11 protein-coding genes and 1 pseudogene are annotated in these 15,094 nt (G+C 72.3%); 3 read left to right on the plus strand and 9 right to left on the minus strand.

Annotation, left to right across the window (positions count from 1 at the left end; translation table 11 throughout):
* Nucleotides 1-62: 62 nt before the first annotated feature.
* Nucleotides 63-1,733 carry an FAD-dependent oxidoreductase gene (locus AB8Z75_RS08535; RefSeq protein ID WP_369200800.1) on the minus strand — a complete coding sequence of 557 codons (1,671 nt, stop codon included), beginning with the start codon at nucleotides 1,731-1,733 and terminating at the stop codon, nucleotides 63-65.
* A 36-nt stretch (nucleotides 1,734-1,769) separates the two neighbouring features.
* Nucleotides 1,770-2,711, minus strand: a complete 942-nt coding sequence (locus AB8Z75_RS08540; protein WP_369200801.1) for a diiron oxygenase — start codon at nucleotides 2,709-2,711, stop codon at nucleotides 1,770-1,772.
* A 392-nt stretch (nucleotides 2,712-3,103) separates the two neighbouring features.
* Here AB8Z75_RS08540 and AB8Z75_RS08545 point away from each other — a divergent pair, with 392 nt between their 5' ends.
* Nucleotides 3,104-3,970 carry an SAM-dependent methyltransferase gene (locus AB8Z75_RS08545; protein ID WP_369200802.1) on the plus strand — a complete coding sequence of 289 codons (867 nt, stop codon included), beginning with the start codon at nucleotides 3,104-3,106 and terminating at the stop codon, nucleotides 3,968-3,970.
* Nucleotides 3,971-4,016: 46 nt separating this feature from the next.
* Here the strand turns inward: AB8Z75_RS08545 and AB8Z75_RS08550 are convergent, their stop codons facing one another.
* Together AB8Z75_RS08550 and AB8Z75_RS08555 are read right to left on the minus strand one after the other, a co-directional pair.
* Entirely contained in the window at nucleotides 4,017-5,417 is a 1,401-nt protein-coding gene (locus AB8Z75_RS08550) for an MFS transporter (RefSeq protein ID WP_369200803.1), read from the minus strand.
* 465 nt (nucleotides 5,418-5,882) lie between these two features.
* A complete protein-coding gene (locus AB8Z75_RS08555) occupies nucleotides 5,883-6,767 on the minus strand; it encodes an NAD(P)-dependent oxidoreductase (protein WP_369200804.1) in 885 nt (294 codons plus the stop codon).
* Nucleotides 6,768-6,816: 49 nt separating this feature from the next.
* Here AB8Z75_RS08555 and AB8Z75_RS08560 point away from each other — a divergent pair, with 49 nt between their 5' ends.
* Nucleotides 6,817-7,236 carry a MerR family transcriptional regulator gene (locus tag AB8Z75_RS08560; protein ID WP_369200805.1) on the plus strand — a complete coding sequence of 140 codons (420 nt, stop codon included), beginning with the start codon at nucleotides 6,817-6,819 and terminating at the stop codon, nucleotides 7,234-7,236.
* 170 nt (nucleotides 7,237-7,406) lie between these two features.
* Nucleotides 7,407-8,384 (plus strand): SDR family NAD(P)-dependent oxidoreductase, encoded by a 978-nt coding sequence (locus tag AB8Z75_RS08565; RefSeq protein ID WP_369200806.1) that lies wholly within the window; start codon nucleotides 7,407-7,409, stop codon nucleotides 8,382-8,384.
* A gap of 166 nt (nucleotides 8,385-8,550) precedes the next feature.
* Here AB8Z75_RS08565 and AB8Z75_RS08570 read toward each other — a convergent pair.
* From AB8Z75_RS08570 to AB8Z75_RS08590, 5 genes and pseudogenes are all read right to left on the minus strand, one after another.
* Nucleotides 8,551-8,748 (minus strand): annotated as a pseudogene (locus tag AB8Z75_RS08570) (hypothetical protein); the annotation flags it as partial.
* Nucleotides 8,749-8,831: 83 nt separating this feature from the next.
* Complete coding sequence (locus AB8Z75_RS08575; protein ID WP_369200807.1) at nucleotides 8,832-11,207, minus strand: glycoside hydrolase family 3 N-terminal domain-containing protein; 2,376 nt, start codon at nucleotides 11,205-11,207, stop codon at nucleotides 8,832-8,834.
* Nucleotides 11,204-13,138 carry a cellulase family glycosylhydrolase gene (locus AB8Z75_RS08580; RefSeq protein WP_369200808.1) on the minus strand — a complete coding sequence of 645 codons (1,935 nt, stop codon included), beginning with the start codon at nucleotides 13,136-13,138 and terminating at the stop codon, nucleotides 11,204-11,206. The genes AB8Z75_RS08575 and AB8Z75_RS08580 overlap by 4 nt, the downstream gene beginning before the upstream one ends.
* Before the next feature lie 76 nt (nucleotides 13,139-13,214).
* Nucleotides 13,215-14,261 (minus strand): LacI family DNA-binding transcriptional regulator, encoded by a 1,047-nt coding sequence (locus tag AB8Z75_RS08585; protein ID WP_369200809.1) that lies wholly within the window; start codon nucleotides 14,259-14,261, stop codon nucleotides 13,215-13,217.
* On the minus strand, nucleotides 14,258-15,085 hold the full coding sequence (locus AB8Z75_RS08590) for a carbohydrate ABC transporter permease (RefSeq protein WP_369200810.1): 828 nt from the start codon (nucleotides 15,083-15,085) through the stop codon (nucleotides 14,258-14,260). The genes AB8Z75_RS08585 and AB8Z75_RS08590 overlap by 4 nt, the downstream gene beginning before the upstream one ends.
* Between the last annotated feature and the right edge of the window lie 9 nt (nucleotides 15,086-15,094).

Genomic DNA, 15,094 nt, shown 5'->3' on the forward strand with positions numbered 1-15,094 from the left:
CAGCCCACAGACCCCTCACGCACCGTCGGCGGGACACGGCGGGCTGGAAGGGCGGGTCCCGGTCAGCGGGGGAGGGGGAGGCGCGTCTTCGAGGCGGCCACCAGTTCGGGAACGGTGGCCAGCTTGCTGCGTGGCCTGCCGCTGCGGCTGCCCCGGGCCTGCTCGGCGCGGTCGATGGCGGCCAGCCCGCGCGCGTCCACCACGTGGCGGTTCCGGCGGCGGACCAGCCGCCGGAACGCCTTCCCCGAGTGCGCAGGTTGCGGGAGAGCGCCGTTCGCGACGTCGTCGAGGAGGGTGGTCACGGTCTCGGCCGCGCAGGCGCGGTTGGCGCCGATTCCGCCGCTGGGGCCGCGCTTGATCCATCCCACCACGTAGGTACCGGTCCGGCCGACGACCCGGCCCTTCTCGTGCGGGACCGTCCCGTCGCCCTCGTCGAACGGCAGCCCGGGGACGGGTGCGCCCCGGTAGCCGATGGCCCGCAGCAGCATGCCCGCGCCGATGTCCACCTGTCCCGCGCTTCCCGTGACCCGGACGCCTGCGACACCGGGTGCGGGACGGCCCTCTGCGGCGGAGCGCACCTCGACGGGCGCCGAGTGGAACCGGAAGACCAGGCGCCGTCTGTCGCCGCCCGGCAGCCCGGCGTAGTCGACCTGCTCACGGTCGATGCCCCGCAGCAGCGCCGCCTTGTCCTCGGGGCCTGCCGCGTCGATCGCGGGGCCGATGCGCGTGTCGTGGTCGTCGACGACCAGGTGGACGCCGGGCAGGTGGGTCAGGGCGAGGAGCTCGGGCCGGGTGCACGCGGCGTCCTCGGGCCCGCGGCGCCCCAGCAGCACGACCTCGCGTACCGCACTGGCCCGCAGTGCCTCCAGCGCGTGGTCGGCGATGTCCGTGCCGGCCAGTTCCTCCGGGTCGGTGAGGAGGATGCGGGCCACATCGAGGGCGACGTTGCCTGTGCCGACCACGACGACGCGCGGAGTGGACAGGTCGATCGCGTCCGCCGGGATGTCGGGGTGGGCGTTGTACCAGGCCACGAACGAGGTGGCGGAGATACTGCCTGTCGCCTCCTCGCCCGGGATGCCGAGCCGCCGGTCACCGGGGGCGCCCACCGCGTAGATGACGGCGTCGTGGTGGGCGGCCACCTCCTGCGCGGTGAGGTGCTCGCCGACCTCGACGCCCAGCGCCATCCTGACCCGGGGATGGTGGTGGAACCTGGCGAAGGTCTCACCGATCTTCTTCGTCGCCGGATGGTCGGGCGCCACGCCGTACCGCACCAGTCCACCGGCCACCGGCAGCCGGTCCAGGAGCGTGACCTCGGCCGCCGTGTGCAGCAGCAGGTCCTCGGCCGCGTACATGCCGGCCGGGCCCGTCCCCACGATCGCGACCCGGGGCGCGGTGAAGTCGGCGGGCAGGGTCCGGGTGAAGGCCGGTTCGCTCCAGCTGTGGAAGTTGGGGCTGTCGGTGGCCGGCTCGGGTGTCGGTGTGTCCGCGTAGTAGTCGGCGTTCATCCGGGCGTACGTGCGCTGCGGCCCGGTGAGGCTCTCCACGGGGAAGACCGCGTCCACCGGGCAGGCGTCGGCGCAGGCACCGCAGTCGATGCACGCGGCGGGATCGATGTAGAGCATCTCGGTGCTGCCGAAGCCCCGCTCTCCCGGGGCAGGATGGATGCAGTTGACCGGGCAGACGGACACGCACGTCGCGTCGTTGCAGCAGTTCTGACTGATGGCGTAGGTCATGGGATCAGTTCTGTCGGCGCCTGCGTCGGCGGACGGTCAGATGAGGTGGGCGCGCTTGTAGAAGATGAGCGCCGGTTTGGTCAGCAGGCGGGCCGAGGCGAGGAACTCCATCAGCCCCGCGCAGCTGGAGCGCATCATCGACTTGTGGTGTGCGTTCGCGCGGGCCTCGGCGAGCGCGCGTTCCTCGTCGAGGCCCGCGGTGGCGTACACCTTCTTGTTCACCATGCTGGTGACGATGACGTAGGAAGCGATGGAGATCACGAAGGCGTTGATCTGCCGGCGCACCCACCCCGCCTTCGCCAGCCGCTTGCGCGTCTCGTCGCGGGCGAACTTCATGTGCCGCGACTCCTCCACGACGTGGATGTTGTTGATGGTGCGCACGAACGGGACGACCCGTTCGTCCCGCATCCAGTCCCGCTGCATGACGTCGAGGACCTCCTCGGCGACCAGGATCGCCGCGTAGGCGGCCTCCCCGAACGCGAGGGTCTTGAAGGCGCGGCCCAGTTCGCGGGCGAGGAAGCGCGGCTGGTAGGCGGGGGCCCGCAGCTTCTTGGCACCGCGGGCGAACATGATCGAGTGCCGGCACTCGTCGGCGATCTCGGTCAGCGCCCACTGGACCTTGTCCTGGGAGGGGTCCTTGGCGTAGACGTCGCGCAGGATCATCTGCTGGAGGATGATCTCGAACCAGATGCCGGTGCCGGCCACCGAAGCGGCCTCCTGGCGGGTCAGTTCCTTGCGCTGCGTCTCGGTCATCTCGCGCCAGTAGGAGGTTCCGTACAGCGTGCTCCACTCCGGGCTCGCGCCGTGGTAGCTCTCGTCGAGCGGGGTGTCCCAGTCGACCTCTGTCCGCGGGTCGTAGGACAGCTTCGCGGAGGAGTCCAACAGCCGCCTGGCGACGTCGTGTTCGTCGTTGACCTGGTGTGCGTCGTTCTGGTCGGCGTTCGCGGATGTGTCCGGCCGGGTGGTGCTGCTTGCCATGCTGCGACTCCTCGGTTCGGATAGCGGGCCGTCCCGGTCGGCCGTCGGTGCGGCCGGGTCGGTGCCCGGCCGCCGACCGGCCGCCTTCGCCGGTCTCGCGGTGCGAGGACCGGCCGCTGACAGGCGTCTCGGTGAGGCGTCCCCGGAGGCGCCCCACACCCTTGTTAGACGGACTGTATAACAAGCGCCGGGTCGTGCCTACCCTCCAGTAGAAACCGCGTCAGAGCCCTGTGCGCGCCCCCCGCGGACGAGTGGCCGGGCAGCGCGCGGCCTCCGCCGGAGGTCACCGGTGTCGGTGTCGTTCCCGTTCAGGGGCCGGATAGGCTTCGTACCGCCCGGGCGGGGCATGTGCCCGGCGCCTGACGGGAGTTGGAGCGAGCGGCGGAGGAAATATGACGCATACCGGCAACATGCACGACGAGACCGCACCGGGAGCGGCGGAGGGCGCCGTGGGCGCCCAGGAGTCGAGCGGAGCCGCCCTGCGGATCGGCGAGGCGCACTCGGCCCGCATGTACGACTACCTCCTGGGAGGCAAGGACAACTACCCGGCCGACCAGAAAGCCGCGGAGAACGCGGTGTCGGCCTTCCCGACGCTGCGCACCGCGGCCAGGGAGAACCGCAAGTTCCTCGGCCGGGCCGTGCGGTACCTCGTCGAGGAGGCCGGCATACGGCAGTTCCTCGACATCGGTTCCGGCCTGCCCACCGCGCACAACGTCCACCAGGTCGCCCAGGCGCACGACCCCTCCGCGCGCGTCGTCTACGTCGACAACGACCCCATCGTCCTCGCCCACGGCAGGGCGCTCCTGAGCACCGACGAGCGCACCACCGTCATCCAGACCGACATCCGCGACCCGCGCGCAATCCTCGAACACCCCGAGACCCAGGCTCTGCTCGACTTCTCCCAGCCGGTGGCCGTGCTCGCGGTGGCGATCCTGCACTTCCTGTCCGACGAGGAAGACCCCGCCGCCCTCGTCGAGCAGCTCCGGGGCGCGTTGGCCCCCGGCAGCATGCTCGTCCTCTCGCACGCCACTGCCGAGATCTCCCCCAGCACGGCGCTCGGCGTCCAGACCGCCTACCGCGCGCAGGGCGTCCCCCTCACCCTGCGCGACAAGTCAGCCCTGGCAGACCTGTTCGCCGGCTTCGAGCTCGTCGACCCCGGCATCCAGGTCGTCTCCGACTGGCGCTCCACCGTGCCGGAGGCCGAGCGCCCCTCCCACGCCGAGGTCTCCTGGTACGGCGGGATCGGCCGACTCGCGTAGCGGGCCGCCTCCTGGCGCACGCGGCGTCGCGGGCGCCGGCACCCCGTCAGTGCCCGCCGGCCGCGCTCGCCTCCCGCTCACCCGGTGCGGGCTCGGCGGCGCGCGGCAGCAGCCCGACGAGCAGGACCGAGAGTGCCGTGAGCGCAGCCGCCGCCAGATAGGCGGCCGCATAGCCGTCTGCGAGTTCGGCCCGAGAGGGGCGGGCGCCGTGTGTGGCAGTGGCCGCGGCGACGGCGCCCAGGACGGCGAGGCCGAGTGCGCCGCCGATCTGCCGTGAGGTGTTGACCAGACCGGCGACCACCCCTGCCTCGCAGGCGGCGGCCCCGGTCGTCGCCGCGTCCGTCAGCGGTGTCATCAACAGACCGATGCCGCCCGCCATCAGGACGCCGGGGCCCAGAAGGGTTCCCCAGAACGTGCCGTCGGCCGTCAGGACGAGACCCTGCCAGCCGAACCCCGCCGTCGCCACCACGCCGCCCGCGGCCACCATCAGACGGGTGCCGAACCGGTTCATCAGCCGGGGCGCGGCCTTGGACCCGACGATGACCGCCGCGGTGTGCGGCAGAAAGCACAGACCGGCCCGGATCGCGGAGTAGCCGAGCACGTTCTGCATGTACAGCGAGAGGAAGTACCACATCGCGAAGGCGCCGGTCATCGCGACGAGGGTCACCACGTTCCCGGCCGCAACGGCGCGCAGCCGCAACAGCCGCAGCGGCACGAGCGGCGCGGCGGAGCGTGCCTCCACCGCGACGAAGGCGGCCAGCGCGAGGAGACCGCCCACCAGCGGTGCCATCACGTCGGCTGCCGTCCACGAGTGCGCCTCCGTCTGCCCGACGCCGTAGGCGAGAGCGGCGACCCCCACCGTCACCAGGGCGGCACCGGGCAGGTCGAGACCCCGACGGCCGGTCCGCTCGCCGCGCTCCCGCAACCCGAACGCGACGACCGCGACGACCAGTGCTCCGACCGGCGCGTTGACCAGCAGCACCCAACGCCAGGAAAGCAGGTCGGTGAGCACCCCGCCGATCAGTCCGCCGGCGGCACCGCCGGCCGTCCCCACGGCTGTCCAGGTGGCGATCGCCCGCGTGCGCGCGGGCCCCTCGGGGAAGGTCGAGGTGAGCAACGAGAGGGTGACGGGGGCGAGGACCGCGGCGCCGATGCCTTGCGCGGCGCGCGCCGCGACGAGCATCTCCGCGTTCTGCGCCAGACCGCCCACCAGGCTCGCCGCGGTGAACAGGCCCAGCCCCAGAAGGTAGACGGGCTTGCGTCCGAACAGATCGGCCGCCCGCCCGCCCAGCAGCAGGAAGCCCGCGAAGGTGAGGGCGTAGGCGTTGACGACCCATTGCAGCGCCGTGCCGCTCAGCGACAGCCCCTCGCGCATGCTCGGCAGCGCGACGTTGACGACGGAGACGTCCAGGACGACGAGGAACTGACCGACGCTGGAGGCCAGCACGACGGCCCAGGTGCGCGAGGCGGGCCCGGGGCGAGGCCCAGCGTCAGGTTCGGTCGCGTGCCCCGGACCGCGCCGGGTATCGGCCGCGACGGCAGTACCGGAGGCGCTCCGGGACCCGGCGCCGCTGTCGGCCCCGGCCCCGGTCCCGGTCCTGCTGCCGGTCCCGGTCCCGGCCCCGGCCCCGGTCCCGGGCACTGAGGGTGAGGGTGTGGTTGACATGGTGGCCATCGTGCGGGCCCGCGCCGCGCGTGGGCATCGGCACAAAGGCGCGGACGGTCCCGCTCTTTCGACCTAGGCAGTTTCGTCGAGATCGTCCACTCCTCGGCCACTGCCCCAGCTCAGCCTGCTCGCGGTCGGCGGAGTTGGCTTGAGCAGTTCGGGGTAGCGACGGTGGTCGTGCTGGCGCGGGCGGTCCGGGGCAGACCTCGATTCCCTGAGCTGGCTGGATCCCGGTGTCGCGGTCGGTCAGTCGTTGTGGAGCTTGCCGAACTCCTCAATCAGCACGGGATATTGCTCTGCGCCGTGTCCGGCGGCGATCGCCCGGTCGGCCATAGCCTTGAGCAACTTCGGCAGTTCGGTGTTCACCCCCACCGCCGTGCTCTCCTCGATCAGGTGCTCCATCGCCCGCGCGTCGGTCTCCAGGGCCGAGACCTCAGCCGGGAAGGAACCGCTGTCGATCTGCTCGGCGTATCCAGGCAGCCATTCGGCCACACCGGTGGCGATCTGCTGCGCGAACGGTGCATACGTCGCGGCGTCCACGCCAGCCGTCCTGATCATGGCAGTGCCCTGGAGCCACGCGTTCAGGACGCTCCACATCATGGCCAGGCCGGCCACGTCGTACAGCGACGCCAGCCCATGGTCCGACCCCAGGTAGGAGACAGTGCCGAGCGCGCCGAGTGTCGACTCGTGCGCCTCGAAGTCCGCCTGGGGCCCGCTGTGCAGTATTACCGCATCAGCGGTGCCGACGGCCGACGGAATGGCCATGATGGCGCCGTCCAGGTAGCGGGCACCACGCTGCTCGGCCCATCGGGCGGCTTCCCTGGCCTGGGCGGAACTCCCCGAGGTCAGGTTGATCAACATCGTGCCGCCCAGCTCGGCATCGTTCGCTCCGAGCAGCTCGTACAGGGCCGTGTAGTCGGTGACGCAGGTGATCGTTAGCGAACCGGCCTTGAGCGCGTCGCCAACGGTCGGCGCTAGCCGTGCACCCTCGGCCACCAGTTGGTCGGCTTTGGAGGAGGTGCGATTCCACACGGTGGTGGAATGCCCGGCTTGCAAAAATGCGCTGGCGAGTGCCCGGCCCATCAGGCCGAGTCCGATGATGGTCACGGGTGTTTTGGTGCTGTTGTTCATGACAGCATCGTCAACGTTGATACCGGTGTGAAGGTCAAGCGAGGGTGCGATGCTGATTGGGGAACTGAGCCGTCGGACGGGAGTCCACACTCATCAGTTGCGCTACTACGGGGCCCAGGGGCTGCTGGAGGCGGACCGTGGCGCCAATGGTTATCGCGAGTACGACGAGAAGGCCGTCCTGCGGGTGAAGCAGATCAGGCACCTGCTTGGCGCCGGTCTGTCCTCCGAAGACATCGCGTACGTGCTGCCGTGTGCGCTCGGAGAGGCCCCGGAGCTGCCAGGGTGTCCCGAACTACTGGCCGCGATGCGGTCACGGCTGCAGCGGCTGAACGATCAGATGGCCACTCTCGCCCAATCTCGCGACGCGCTTGCCGCCTACATCGATGCGGCCGAGCGAATGGGCGGCGAGAGCTATCCGCCCTTTGACGATGCCGGCTGGGAACCCGTCCCCGCCAAGGAGCTGCGGTAGTCGAGCCAACCGTGCGGGCAGCTCCTCGTTGCCTGGCTGCAGCGTCGCTGTCGGTGATCTGTCTGGAAGATGTCGGTGGCCGCTGCCACCGTGAGGGGCACGGGCCGCGCGGAGCTTCCGGGGCGGTCGTGCACAGGATTCTTTCGCTCGGTTCCAGGGGAGTCGCCGTCATGCCGTCCGCGTCCACCGTCCCGCCGTGGGACGTCCACCGGTTGCCCCGCGCCGAGGGCCGCACCGTCCTGGTCACCGGTGGCAACGCCGGTATCGGCTACTTCGTCGCGGAACAACTGGCCGCGACGGGAGCTGTCGTCGTGCTGGGCAGCCGGAACCCGGCGAGGGCCGAAGCCGCCGTGCGCGCCGTCCGATCCCGGGTTCCCGGCGCGCACCTGCGGTCCGTGCGGCTCGACCTGGCCGATCTTTCGTCCCTGCCCGCCTCGGCGGAGGCACTCGAACTGGAGCGGCTCGACGCGGTCGTGCACAACGCCGGGGTCGCACTCGACCGGCCTCCTCGGCAGGAGACCCGGACGGGCGACGAGTTGATGTTCGGCACCAACCACCTGGGCCACTTCGCGCTGACACACTGGCTGATGCCCCTGTTGTCGGCCGCGCCTGCCGGACGCGTCGTGACCATGGGCAGCTTCGCGGCGAAGTCCGAGCGGCTCGACCTGGACGACCTCCAGTCGCTCCACGACTACCGGCCCAAGCGGACCTACGGGCGCTCGAAGCTGGCGCAGATGTACTTCGGACTCGAACTCGAACGCCGCCTGCGAGCGGCGGGCTCCACCGTGACCAGCGTGGTGGTGCACCCCGGTGGCGCGCTGGACTCCCTGACCCCCTCACGTCCGCCGGTCCATGTGCGGACCGGCCCGGCGCGAGTGCGAAGCCTGCCCGCGGGCCTCGTTCTCCAGGGGAAGCACGCCGGGGCGTGGTCCGCCGTCCGCGCCGTGCTCGACCCGGCGGTGGGCGGCGGACAGCTGTGGGGGCCGCGCGTCTTCCGGCTGCGGGGGAAGCCCAGGGGCGAACCGGTGTGGCGGCAGTTGGCGGACAGGGACTGCGCCGCACGGCTGTGGGACGCCAGCCGGGAGCTGACGGGCGTCGACCCCGATCAGCTCCCGTCCGGCGCCTGTCGGGGCGGCGAGAGCGCATGACGTGCCGTGCCGCCCGGCTCCTCCCGTGCGCTCAGCCCACCGCGCCGGCCGCCTGCGGCGGAGCCCCACCCGTGCGCGCAGTCTGCCCCGTGCGCGGAGCCTGACCCGTGCGCGGAGTCTGACCCATGCGCGGAGCCACTTCCGCGTCCGAACGCGGCTCCGCGTCGCAGGGGCACGGCCGGTACGCGAGGCCGAGTTCGCCGTCGACGGCTTCGCTGGTGCGGGTCGCGGCGTCGCTGACCGCCCTCCAGGAGCCGTACTTGGCGTGGAGCTGGTCGGCTGTCGGGCCGAGCGGGTTGCCGTACTTCTCCTGGTTGCGCTCCTCCAGCCGCCGCACCTCCTGCGGGGACATGTCGGCGCGGGTGCAGCCGGGCGAGGGAGCGGAGACGAAAGGGTGCCATGACCCGCATCCTGGTCGCGGTGCGCGTGCCGGGGGGCGGTACGGGGTCACCTTCCCCCGTCCGGGTACGAGTCTCCCTCCTGGGGGTGACGGATCTGCCCTTCGGCGGTCGGTTGCCGCGCCGTCCGTGGTGCGCGGGCGGGCTCGGCTTCGACGATCAGCCGCGCTTCCTGCGTACGGTCGGACGAGGGCCCCGTCTCCAGGGCGAGCTCGCCGCTCTCGACGGCGCGTTCGAGGTCGCGGGTGACCGATGCCAGTGTCTCGTGGTCGATCTCGAAGACGGCTTCCGCCGCCTGCCGCGGGGGCAGGGTGAGCCGGGTGAAGCCGCGCAGTTCGCGGGTGCGGGGCCACGACGAGCCGCCGGACACGCGCCGTACGTACAGCTGCACCGTCTCGCGGACGAGTCGGTCACCGGTGTTGTACACGGTGACACGGCACGTCAGGGCCGGGCGGTCGGTGGTGACGCGCGAGCGGGACAGCCGGGGCGGCGCGTAGCCGACCGTGGTGTAGGACAGGCCGTGGCCGAAGGCGTAGCGGGCACGGGCGCTCTGGTCGACGTAGCCGCGGTAGCCGTGGTCCTTGCCGTTGTAGTGGACGGGGAGCTGCGCCGAGGAGCGGGGCACGGACACCGGGAGGCGGCCTTCGGGGTCGGCCGCGCCGAACAGGACGTCGGCGATCGCGCGTCCGCCCCAGGGCCCCGGATACCAGGCGCTCAGCAGGGCCCCCACCGTGCCGGAGAATTCGGGCAGCGCGTGCGGCCGGCCCTGGACGAGGACCACGACGACGGGCACCCCCGTGGCTGCCACGGCCCGCAGCAGTTCTGTCTGACCGGTCGGCAGCCGCAGGTCGGCGAGGTCGACGCCTTCGCCTCCCGTCATGCTCGACAGGTCGCCTGCCGGCGGCAGCGCGGCGCCGTTGGCGGCGAAGGCGGTGTCGTGGCCTCGGGCGCTGGATCCGCCCAGGACGACGACGGCGACGTCAGCGTCCGCCGCCAGCGCCACGGCGCGCGGGATGCCGCCGAGGTCGGCGCCGACCAGCCGGCAACCGGGCGCGTGGGTGACGTCGGTGCCGGGCGGGGCGGCGGAACGGATGTCGTCCAGGACCGTGCAGCCGGTACCGGGTCTTTGCGGTGCGGTGTAGTCGCCGAGTTGCTGGGGGAGGGAGTCGGCACCGGGGCCGAGGACGGCGATCCGGCGTGCCCGTTCGGTGAGCGGCAGGGTCCGCCCGTCGTGGGCGAGCAGGGTGACCGAGGCGCGGGCCAAGCGCTCGCTCAGCTCTCGCAGCGGTGGGGGCGGGGGCGCTGCCGGTTCCGGTGGCGTGTCGGGAGTAAAAGGCTGTTCGAACAGGCCCAGGCGGAACTTCATCGTCAGCACCCGGGCGACGGCGTCATCCAGGGTCTCCTCGGTGACCAGGCCGCGGGCGACGGCTTCGGCGAGACGGGGGAAGCAGTCGTCCCACAGGCTCAGGTCGCACCCCGCCTCAAGCGCCAGCGCGCCCGCGGCGACCGGGTCGGCCGTCAGCCTGACGAGGCGGTCGATGGCGGTGCCGTCCGCCATGACGAGGCCGTCGAAACCCCACCGCCGCCGCAGCAGGTCCGTCAGCAGCTCCCGGTTGGCGACGCAGGGCAGTCCGTCGAACTCGTTGTAGGCCGCCATCACCCCCGCGGCGCCCGCCCGGACCCCGGCCCTGGCCGCCGCCAGGTGTATCTCGTGGAGTTCACGCGCGCCGAGTTCGGTCGCCGCGCTGTTGCGGCCACCGAGAGCCGCGCCCTGGCCTGCGAAGTGTTTGAGCACGACGGCCACACCCGCCGTGCGCATGCCGCGTACCAGGGCCCGCGTGAACCGTGCGGCCAGATACGGGTCCTCGCCGAAACACTCCTCCGTACGGCCCCAGCGCGGATCGCGGGCGAGGTCGAGAGCGGAGACGAGGGCCACATGGCCGCCGCGCTCGCGTAGTTCGGCCCCGGCTCCGGCGGCAGCCGCCTCGTACAGCTCCGGGTCCCAGGTGGCGCCCACGGCCAGGTTGACGGGCAGGACCGTGCCGTCCAGGGCCTGGTGGCCGTGGGGCACCTCCTCCACCAGGAGCACCGGGATGCCCAGCCGGGTGTTCTCCACGACGTGCCGCTGGACCGCGTCGGCCACGCCGGCCGCGTCCGCGGCCGTGATGCCGTCCGCGTAGCCGACGCCGGACCAGGCGTCCGCGCGCTGGAGTCCGTAGAGGGCGCCCATGCCGTCGTAGGCGGCGACCTCGGCGCGGAAGGCGTCGCTGAGCCGGTGCCCTCCGGGCGTGCGCGTGTAGGCGTGCCAGCCGTACAGGCGCTGGTTGACCTGGCCGACCTTCTCCTTGAGCGTCATGCGCGCGAGCAGGTCGCGCACCCGCTCGGGCACCGGCGCGGACGGGTCGCGGTAGCGGGGGGCGCTCACCTCAGCTCCAGTACCCGCACGCCCCAGGGGGCGAGCGTCACCGCGGGCTCGGGGGTGCCGGAGCGCAGGTCGTGCAGGGCGCCGTCGGCGGCCGGGTGGACGGTGCGCTCCTCGTCGCACTGGCTGATCAGCCACACGAAGCGCCGTCCGTCCTCATGGACGAGGACGTCGGCGCCGACGTACGGGTCGTCGACCGCCACGGCGCGGTGGACCCCCGCGACGTGAGCGAGCGCCGCGTACAGGCGGTGCGTGTCCTCCGGGTTGACGCGGGCGGTGCGGGCGGCCATGTGCTCCAGCGGATAGGTGGCCAGGACGGTTCGCCCGGCACCCGTCTCGTGCACCAGCAGCGCGGGACGGCCGTGTGCGTCGACGGCCACCACGCGGGCTCCGCGCTCCACGACGGGCAGGTACGCCCGGCTGTCCTCGTTGCCGGCGACGGGGAAGCGCAGCACGTCCCCGGCGGCCAGCGGGCCGAAGTCCTGCGTGAACGTCATCTCCAGCTCGTCGTCCTCGATGGGCTCGGCGACCCCGTAGGACAGTTGGAGCTCCACACCGAAGAGGCCGTCGAGGTCGTCGAACCAGGGCCCGCGGGTGCCAGGGTGCTCGCCGGAGCAGAACGAGAGGTAGACCGTCGCCCCCTCCTCGGCCCGGCGCTGGAGCGTGCGCCGGGTGCGGGTGGTGAACTGCCGGGTGGCGGGCAGCAGATACAGGGCGGCGTCTCCGGGGAGCCCGTCGGCCTCCCTGGTGAGGCCCAGGGGCAGGTCGGCGGCGCGGGCCGTCACGTAGCTCTGGTGCAGCGAGCTGAAGATCAGCGGGCGGTCGGCGGGACGGCTGTAGGGGTAGCCGCGCTCCAGGAAGGCGGGCACGACCAGGGCGGCGCCGGTGTCCGTGCGGCGGCAGCGTGGGAAGTCGACCGCTTCCAGGGTGCCGGCGAACGCGGCGAGTTCCCGCAGGGGTGCCTTGGGTGCGCCGGTGCGGTCGGTGATGCCGAAGTGCATCTCGAAGGGGTGGTGGTCGTAGGGGGAGCGGTCCCACAGGTCGTCGTAGTCGGTGTTGTTCCACGCCATCCAGCCGGTGGCGCCGCCCAGCAGCGAGGTGTGCAGCGTCTGCCGGTAGTAGACGGCCGCGTTCTGCTCGGAGACCGTGTCGGTGGAGACGCCGAACTCCTCCAGGACGACGGGTTGCCCGGTGACGGCGGCCAGTTCGCACTCGAAGGCCGCGCGGTGGTGCTGGCGGGCGCGGTCGGTGTCGGAGCGGTAGACGTGCGGGCCGACGAAGTCGACGTACTCGGCGGTCTCGCGCAGGGAGAAGCCGTTGTCCCGGCCGGTCACCTCGATGCCCCACGCGCCGTCCCCGAGGGAGACCGGCTGGGTGCCGCCCGCGGCCCGCACGGCGTTGCACATCGCCTGCGCCCAGGCGGTGACGACCTCGGAGGACGGCGGGTCGACCTGGTACACGCGGCCGTACCCCGGCATCTCGTTGGTGATCAGCCAGCCGGTCACCGCGGGATGGTCCTTGAAGCGGCGGGTCATCTCCGAGACGAACCAGGCCTGCCTGCCGACCATCCACACGTCCTCGTACAGATCGCGGCCCCCACGCCAGGCCGGGTCCCAGTTCTCGCCCGACATGTGCCCGACGATGAAGGTGGGCACCGTTCCCATGCCCGCCTCGGTGTGTGCGTCGAGGAAGTCGGCGAAGTGCCCGCACAGCGCCTCGTCGATACGGTGCGGCTCCGGGTGGAAGTCGGGCCAGTAGAAGAACGAACGGGTCGTGTTCAGCCCGTGCTCGCGCAGGACCCGCAGCTCCTCGCGGACCGTCCGCGGGCAGTAGTCGCGCCACATCAGCGGCCCGCCGGTGCGGGACCAGAAGTTGGCGCCGAGCCAGGGCAGGACGGCGGGATCGTGGGTGAGTCGGGCGCTGTGGCGTCGCATGGTCCTTCTCGGGTTCGTGGAGCGGTGGGTCGGTAGGGGCGGTGCGGGGTCGGTACGGGGCGGTCTCGGCAGGTCGTCAGCCGGGTGCGGGTCCTGTGGACTCGCGGACGACCAGCCGCGGCCGGTCCCCGAGGACCGGTTCGGTGACGTCCTCGCCGCAGCGGGCGAGCAGGGCCCGGGCCGCCGCGCCACCGACCCGCTGCACCTGCTGGTCGACCGTGGTCAGTTGGGGGTGCATCCAGCGGCCGAGCGGCAGGTTGTCGTAGCCGACGACGGACAGGTCGCCGGGCACGCGCAGTCCGGCGCGCTGTGCTGCGCCGACGCCGCACACGGCCATGGAGTCGTTGGCGTAGACGATCGCCGTGGGCCGGTCGGTGGCGGCCAGCAGCGCCTCGGTCGTGGCCGTGGCCGACACCTCCGTGAAGTCGGTGTGCAGCACGGCCCACGGCCGCAGCCCGGCCGCTGTCAGCGCCGTCTCGAAGGCGTCGCGCCGCAGCCGCGTGTGGTGCAGTTCGGCGGGGCCTGCCACGTAGGCGATGCGGCGGTGTCCGAGTCCGGCCAGGTGCGCCACCACCTCCTCCACGCCCGCGCCCTGGTCGCCCAGTCCGACGCTCGGCACGGGCCCGGCCGCGTCGGGCGGTCCCAGTACCACGGCGGGCAGCCGCAGGCGGGCCAGCAGCGCGGGGCGGGGGTCGTCGGCGCGGGCGTCGGTGAGCAGGGCGCCGTCGACCCGGCCCTCGGCGGCGAACCGCTGGTACAGGGCGGTCTCTTCGCGCACCCCGGCGACCAGGTGGAGGAGGAGTCCGTAGCCGCGCGGTGACAGCTCGCCCTCGATACCGGTGATCAGTTCGCTGAAGTGCGGGTCGGTGCCCAGCACGTCGGTGGAGCGCCGCACGACGAGCGCGAGCGTGCGGGTACGCGCGCTGCGCAGCGCGGCGGCGGGCGCGTTGGGCGACCAGCCCAGCTCGACGGCCGTCGCCAGGATGCGCTGCCGGGTGGCTTCGGCCAGGCGGCCCTTGTCGTTGAAGGCCTGCGAGACGGCTGCGGTCGACACCCCTGCCGCCGCGGCCACCGCCTTGATGGTGGGGCGTTTGGCGGGAGGCTGTCCGGTGGGCCCGCTCACATCTTCACCGCCCCGCTGACGAGGGCCTGCTGCATGCGCCGTTGCAGCACGGTGTAGACGATCCAGACGGGGACGAGGGTGAGCACCGTGCCCGCCGTGAGGACGCCGTAGTCGGTGCCGGTGATGGCCTTGAGGGTTGGCAGGGCGACCTGGACGGTGCGCTGGGCCGGGTCGGGGCCGATGATCACCAGGGAGTACAGGTACTCGTTCCAGAACGTGAGGAAGTTCAGCAGCAGGACCGTCGCGATGCCCGGCAGGCACATCGGCGCGTAGACGTGCCGCAGCACCGCGAACGTGGAGGCCCCGTCCATCCGGGCGGCCTCCTCCATCTCCCGGGGCACGGTGCGCATGAACTGCACCAGGATGACGACCGAGAGGGGCATCGCCGTCGCGGGCAGGAACAGCACCATGAACGTGCGGGTGTGGAAGAGGCCACTCGCCGCGGCGAGCAGGAAGGTGGGGAACAGCGCGGCGAAGGTCGGGATGAGGAACCCCAGCGAGAAGACTTTTTCCACCGCCGAGGCCAGCCGGCCGGTCGACCGGGCGAGGGCGAAGGCGGCGGGCAGCGCCAGTGCCAGCGTCAGCACCAGCGCGACGCTGGTGACCAGCGCCGAGTTGACGACGGCGAGCCCGAGGTCGGCGCTGGTGAAGGCCGTGGAGAAGTTGCCGAGGCCGAAGGAGTCCGGCAGCGCGAACGGGTGCGCGAAGATCTCCTCGTTGCTCTTGAACGCCGACGCGAGGAAGTAGTACAGCGGCACGAGCAGCAGCACCGCGTAGCTCCACACCAGCAGGTGCGCGGGTATCCAGCGTTTGCCGAACTTCATGGTGCGTCC

The sequence above is a fragment of the Streptomyces sp. PU-14G genome, from assembly GCF_041028275.1.
GTDB lineage: Bacteria > Actinomycetota > Actinomycetes > Streptomycetales > Streptomycetaceae > Streptomyces.

Coding starts and splice junctions, on each gene's coding strand:
- AB8Z75_RS08535 (WP_369200800.1), bottom strand. CDS start 1,733: ATGACCTACGCCATCAGTCAGAACTGCTGCAACGACGCGACGTGCGTG.
- AB8Z75_RS08540 (WP_369200801.1), bottom strand. CDS start 2,711: ATGGCAAGCAGCACCACCCGGCCGGACACATCCGCGAACGCCGACCAG.
- AB8Z75_RS08545 (WP_369200802.1), top strand. CDS start 3,104: ATGACGCATACCGGCAACATGCACGACGAGACCGCACCGGGAGCGGCG.
- AB8Z75_RS08555 (WP_369200804.1), bottom strand. CDS start 6,767: ATGAACAACAGCACCAAAACACCCGTGACCATCATCGGACTCGGCCTG.
- AB8Z75_RS08560 (WP_369200805.1), top strand. CDS start 6,817: ATGCTGATTGGGGAACTGAGCCGTCGGACGGGAGTCCACACTCATCAG.
- AB8Z75_RS08565 (WP_369200806.1), top strand. CDS start 7,407: ATGCCGTCCGCGTCCACCGTCCCGCCGTGGGACGTCCACCGGTTGCCC.
- AB8Z75_RS08580 (WP_369200808.1), bottom strand. CDS start 13,138: ATGCGACGCCACAGCGCCCGACTCACCCACGATCCCGCCGTCCTGCCC.
- AB8Z75_RS08590 (WP_369200810.1), bottom strand. CDS start 15,085: ATGAAGTTCGGCAAACGCTGGATACCCGCGCACCTGCTGGTGTGGAGC.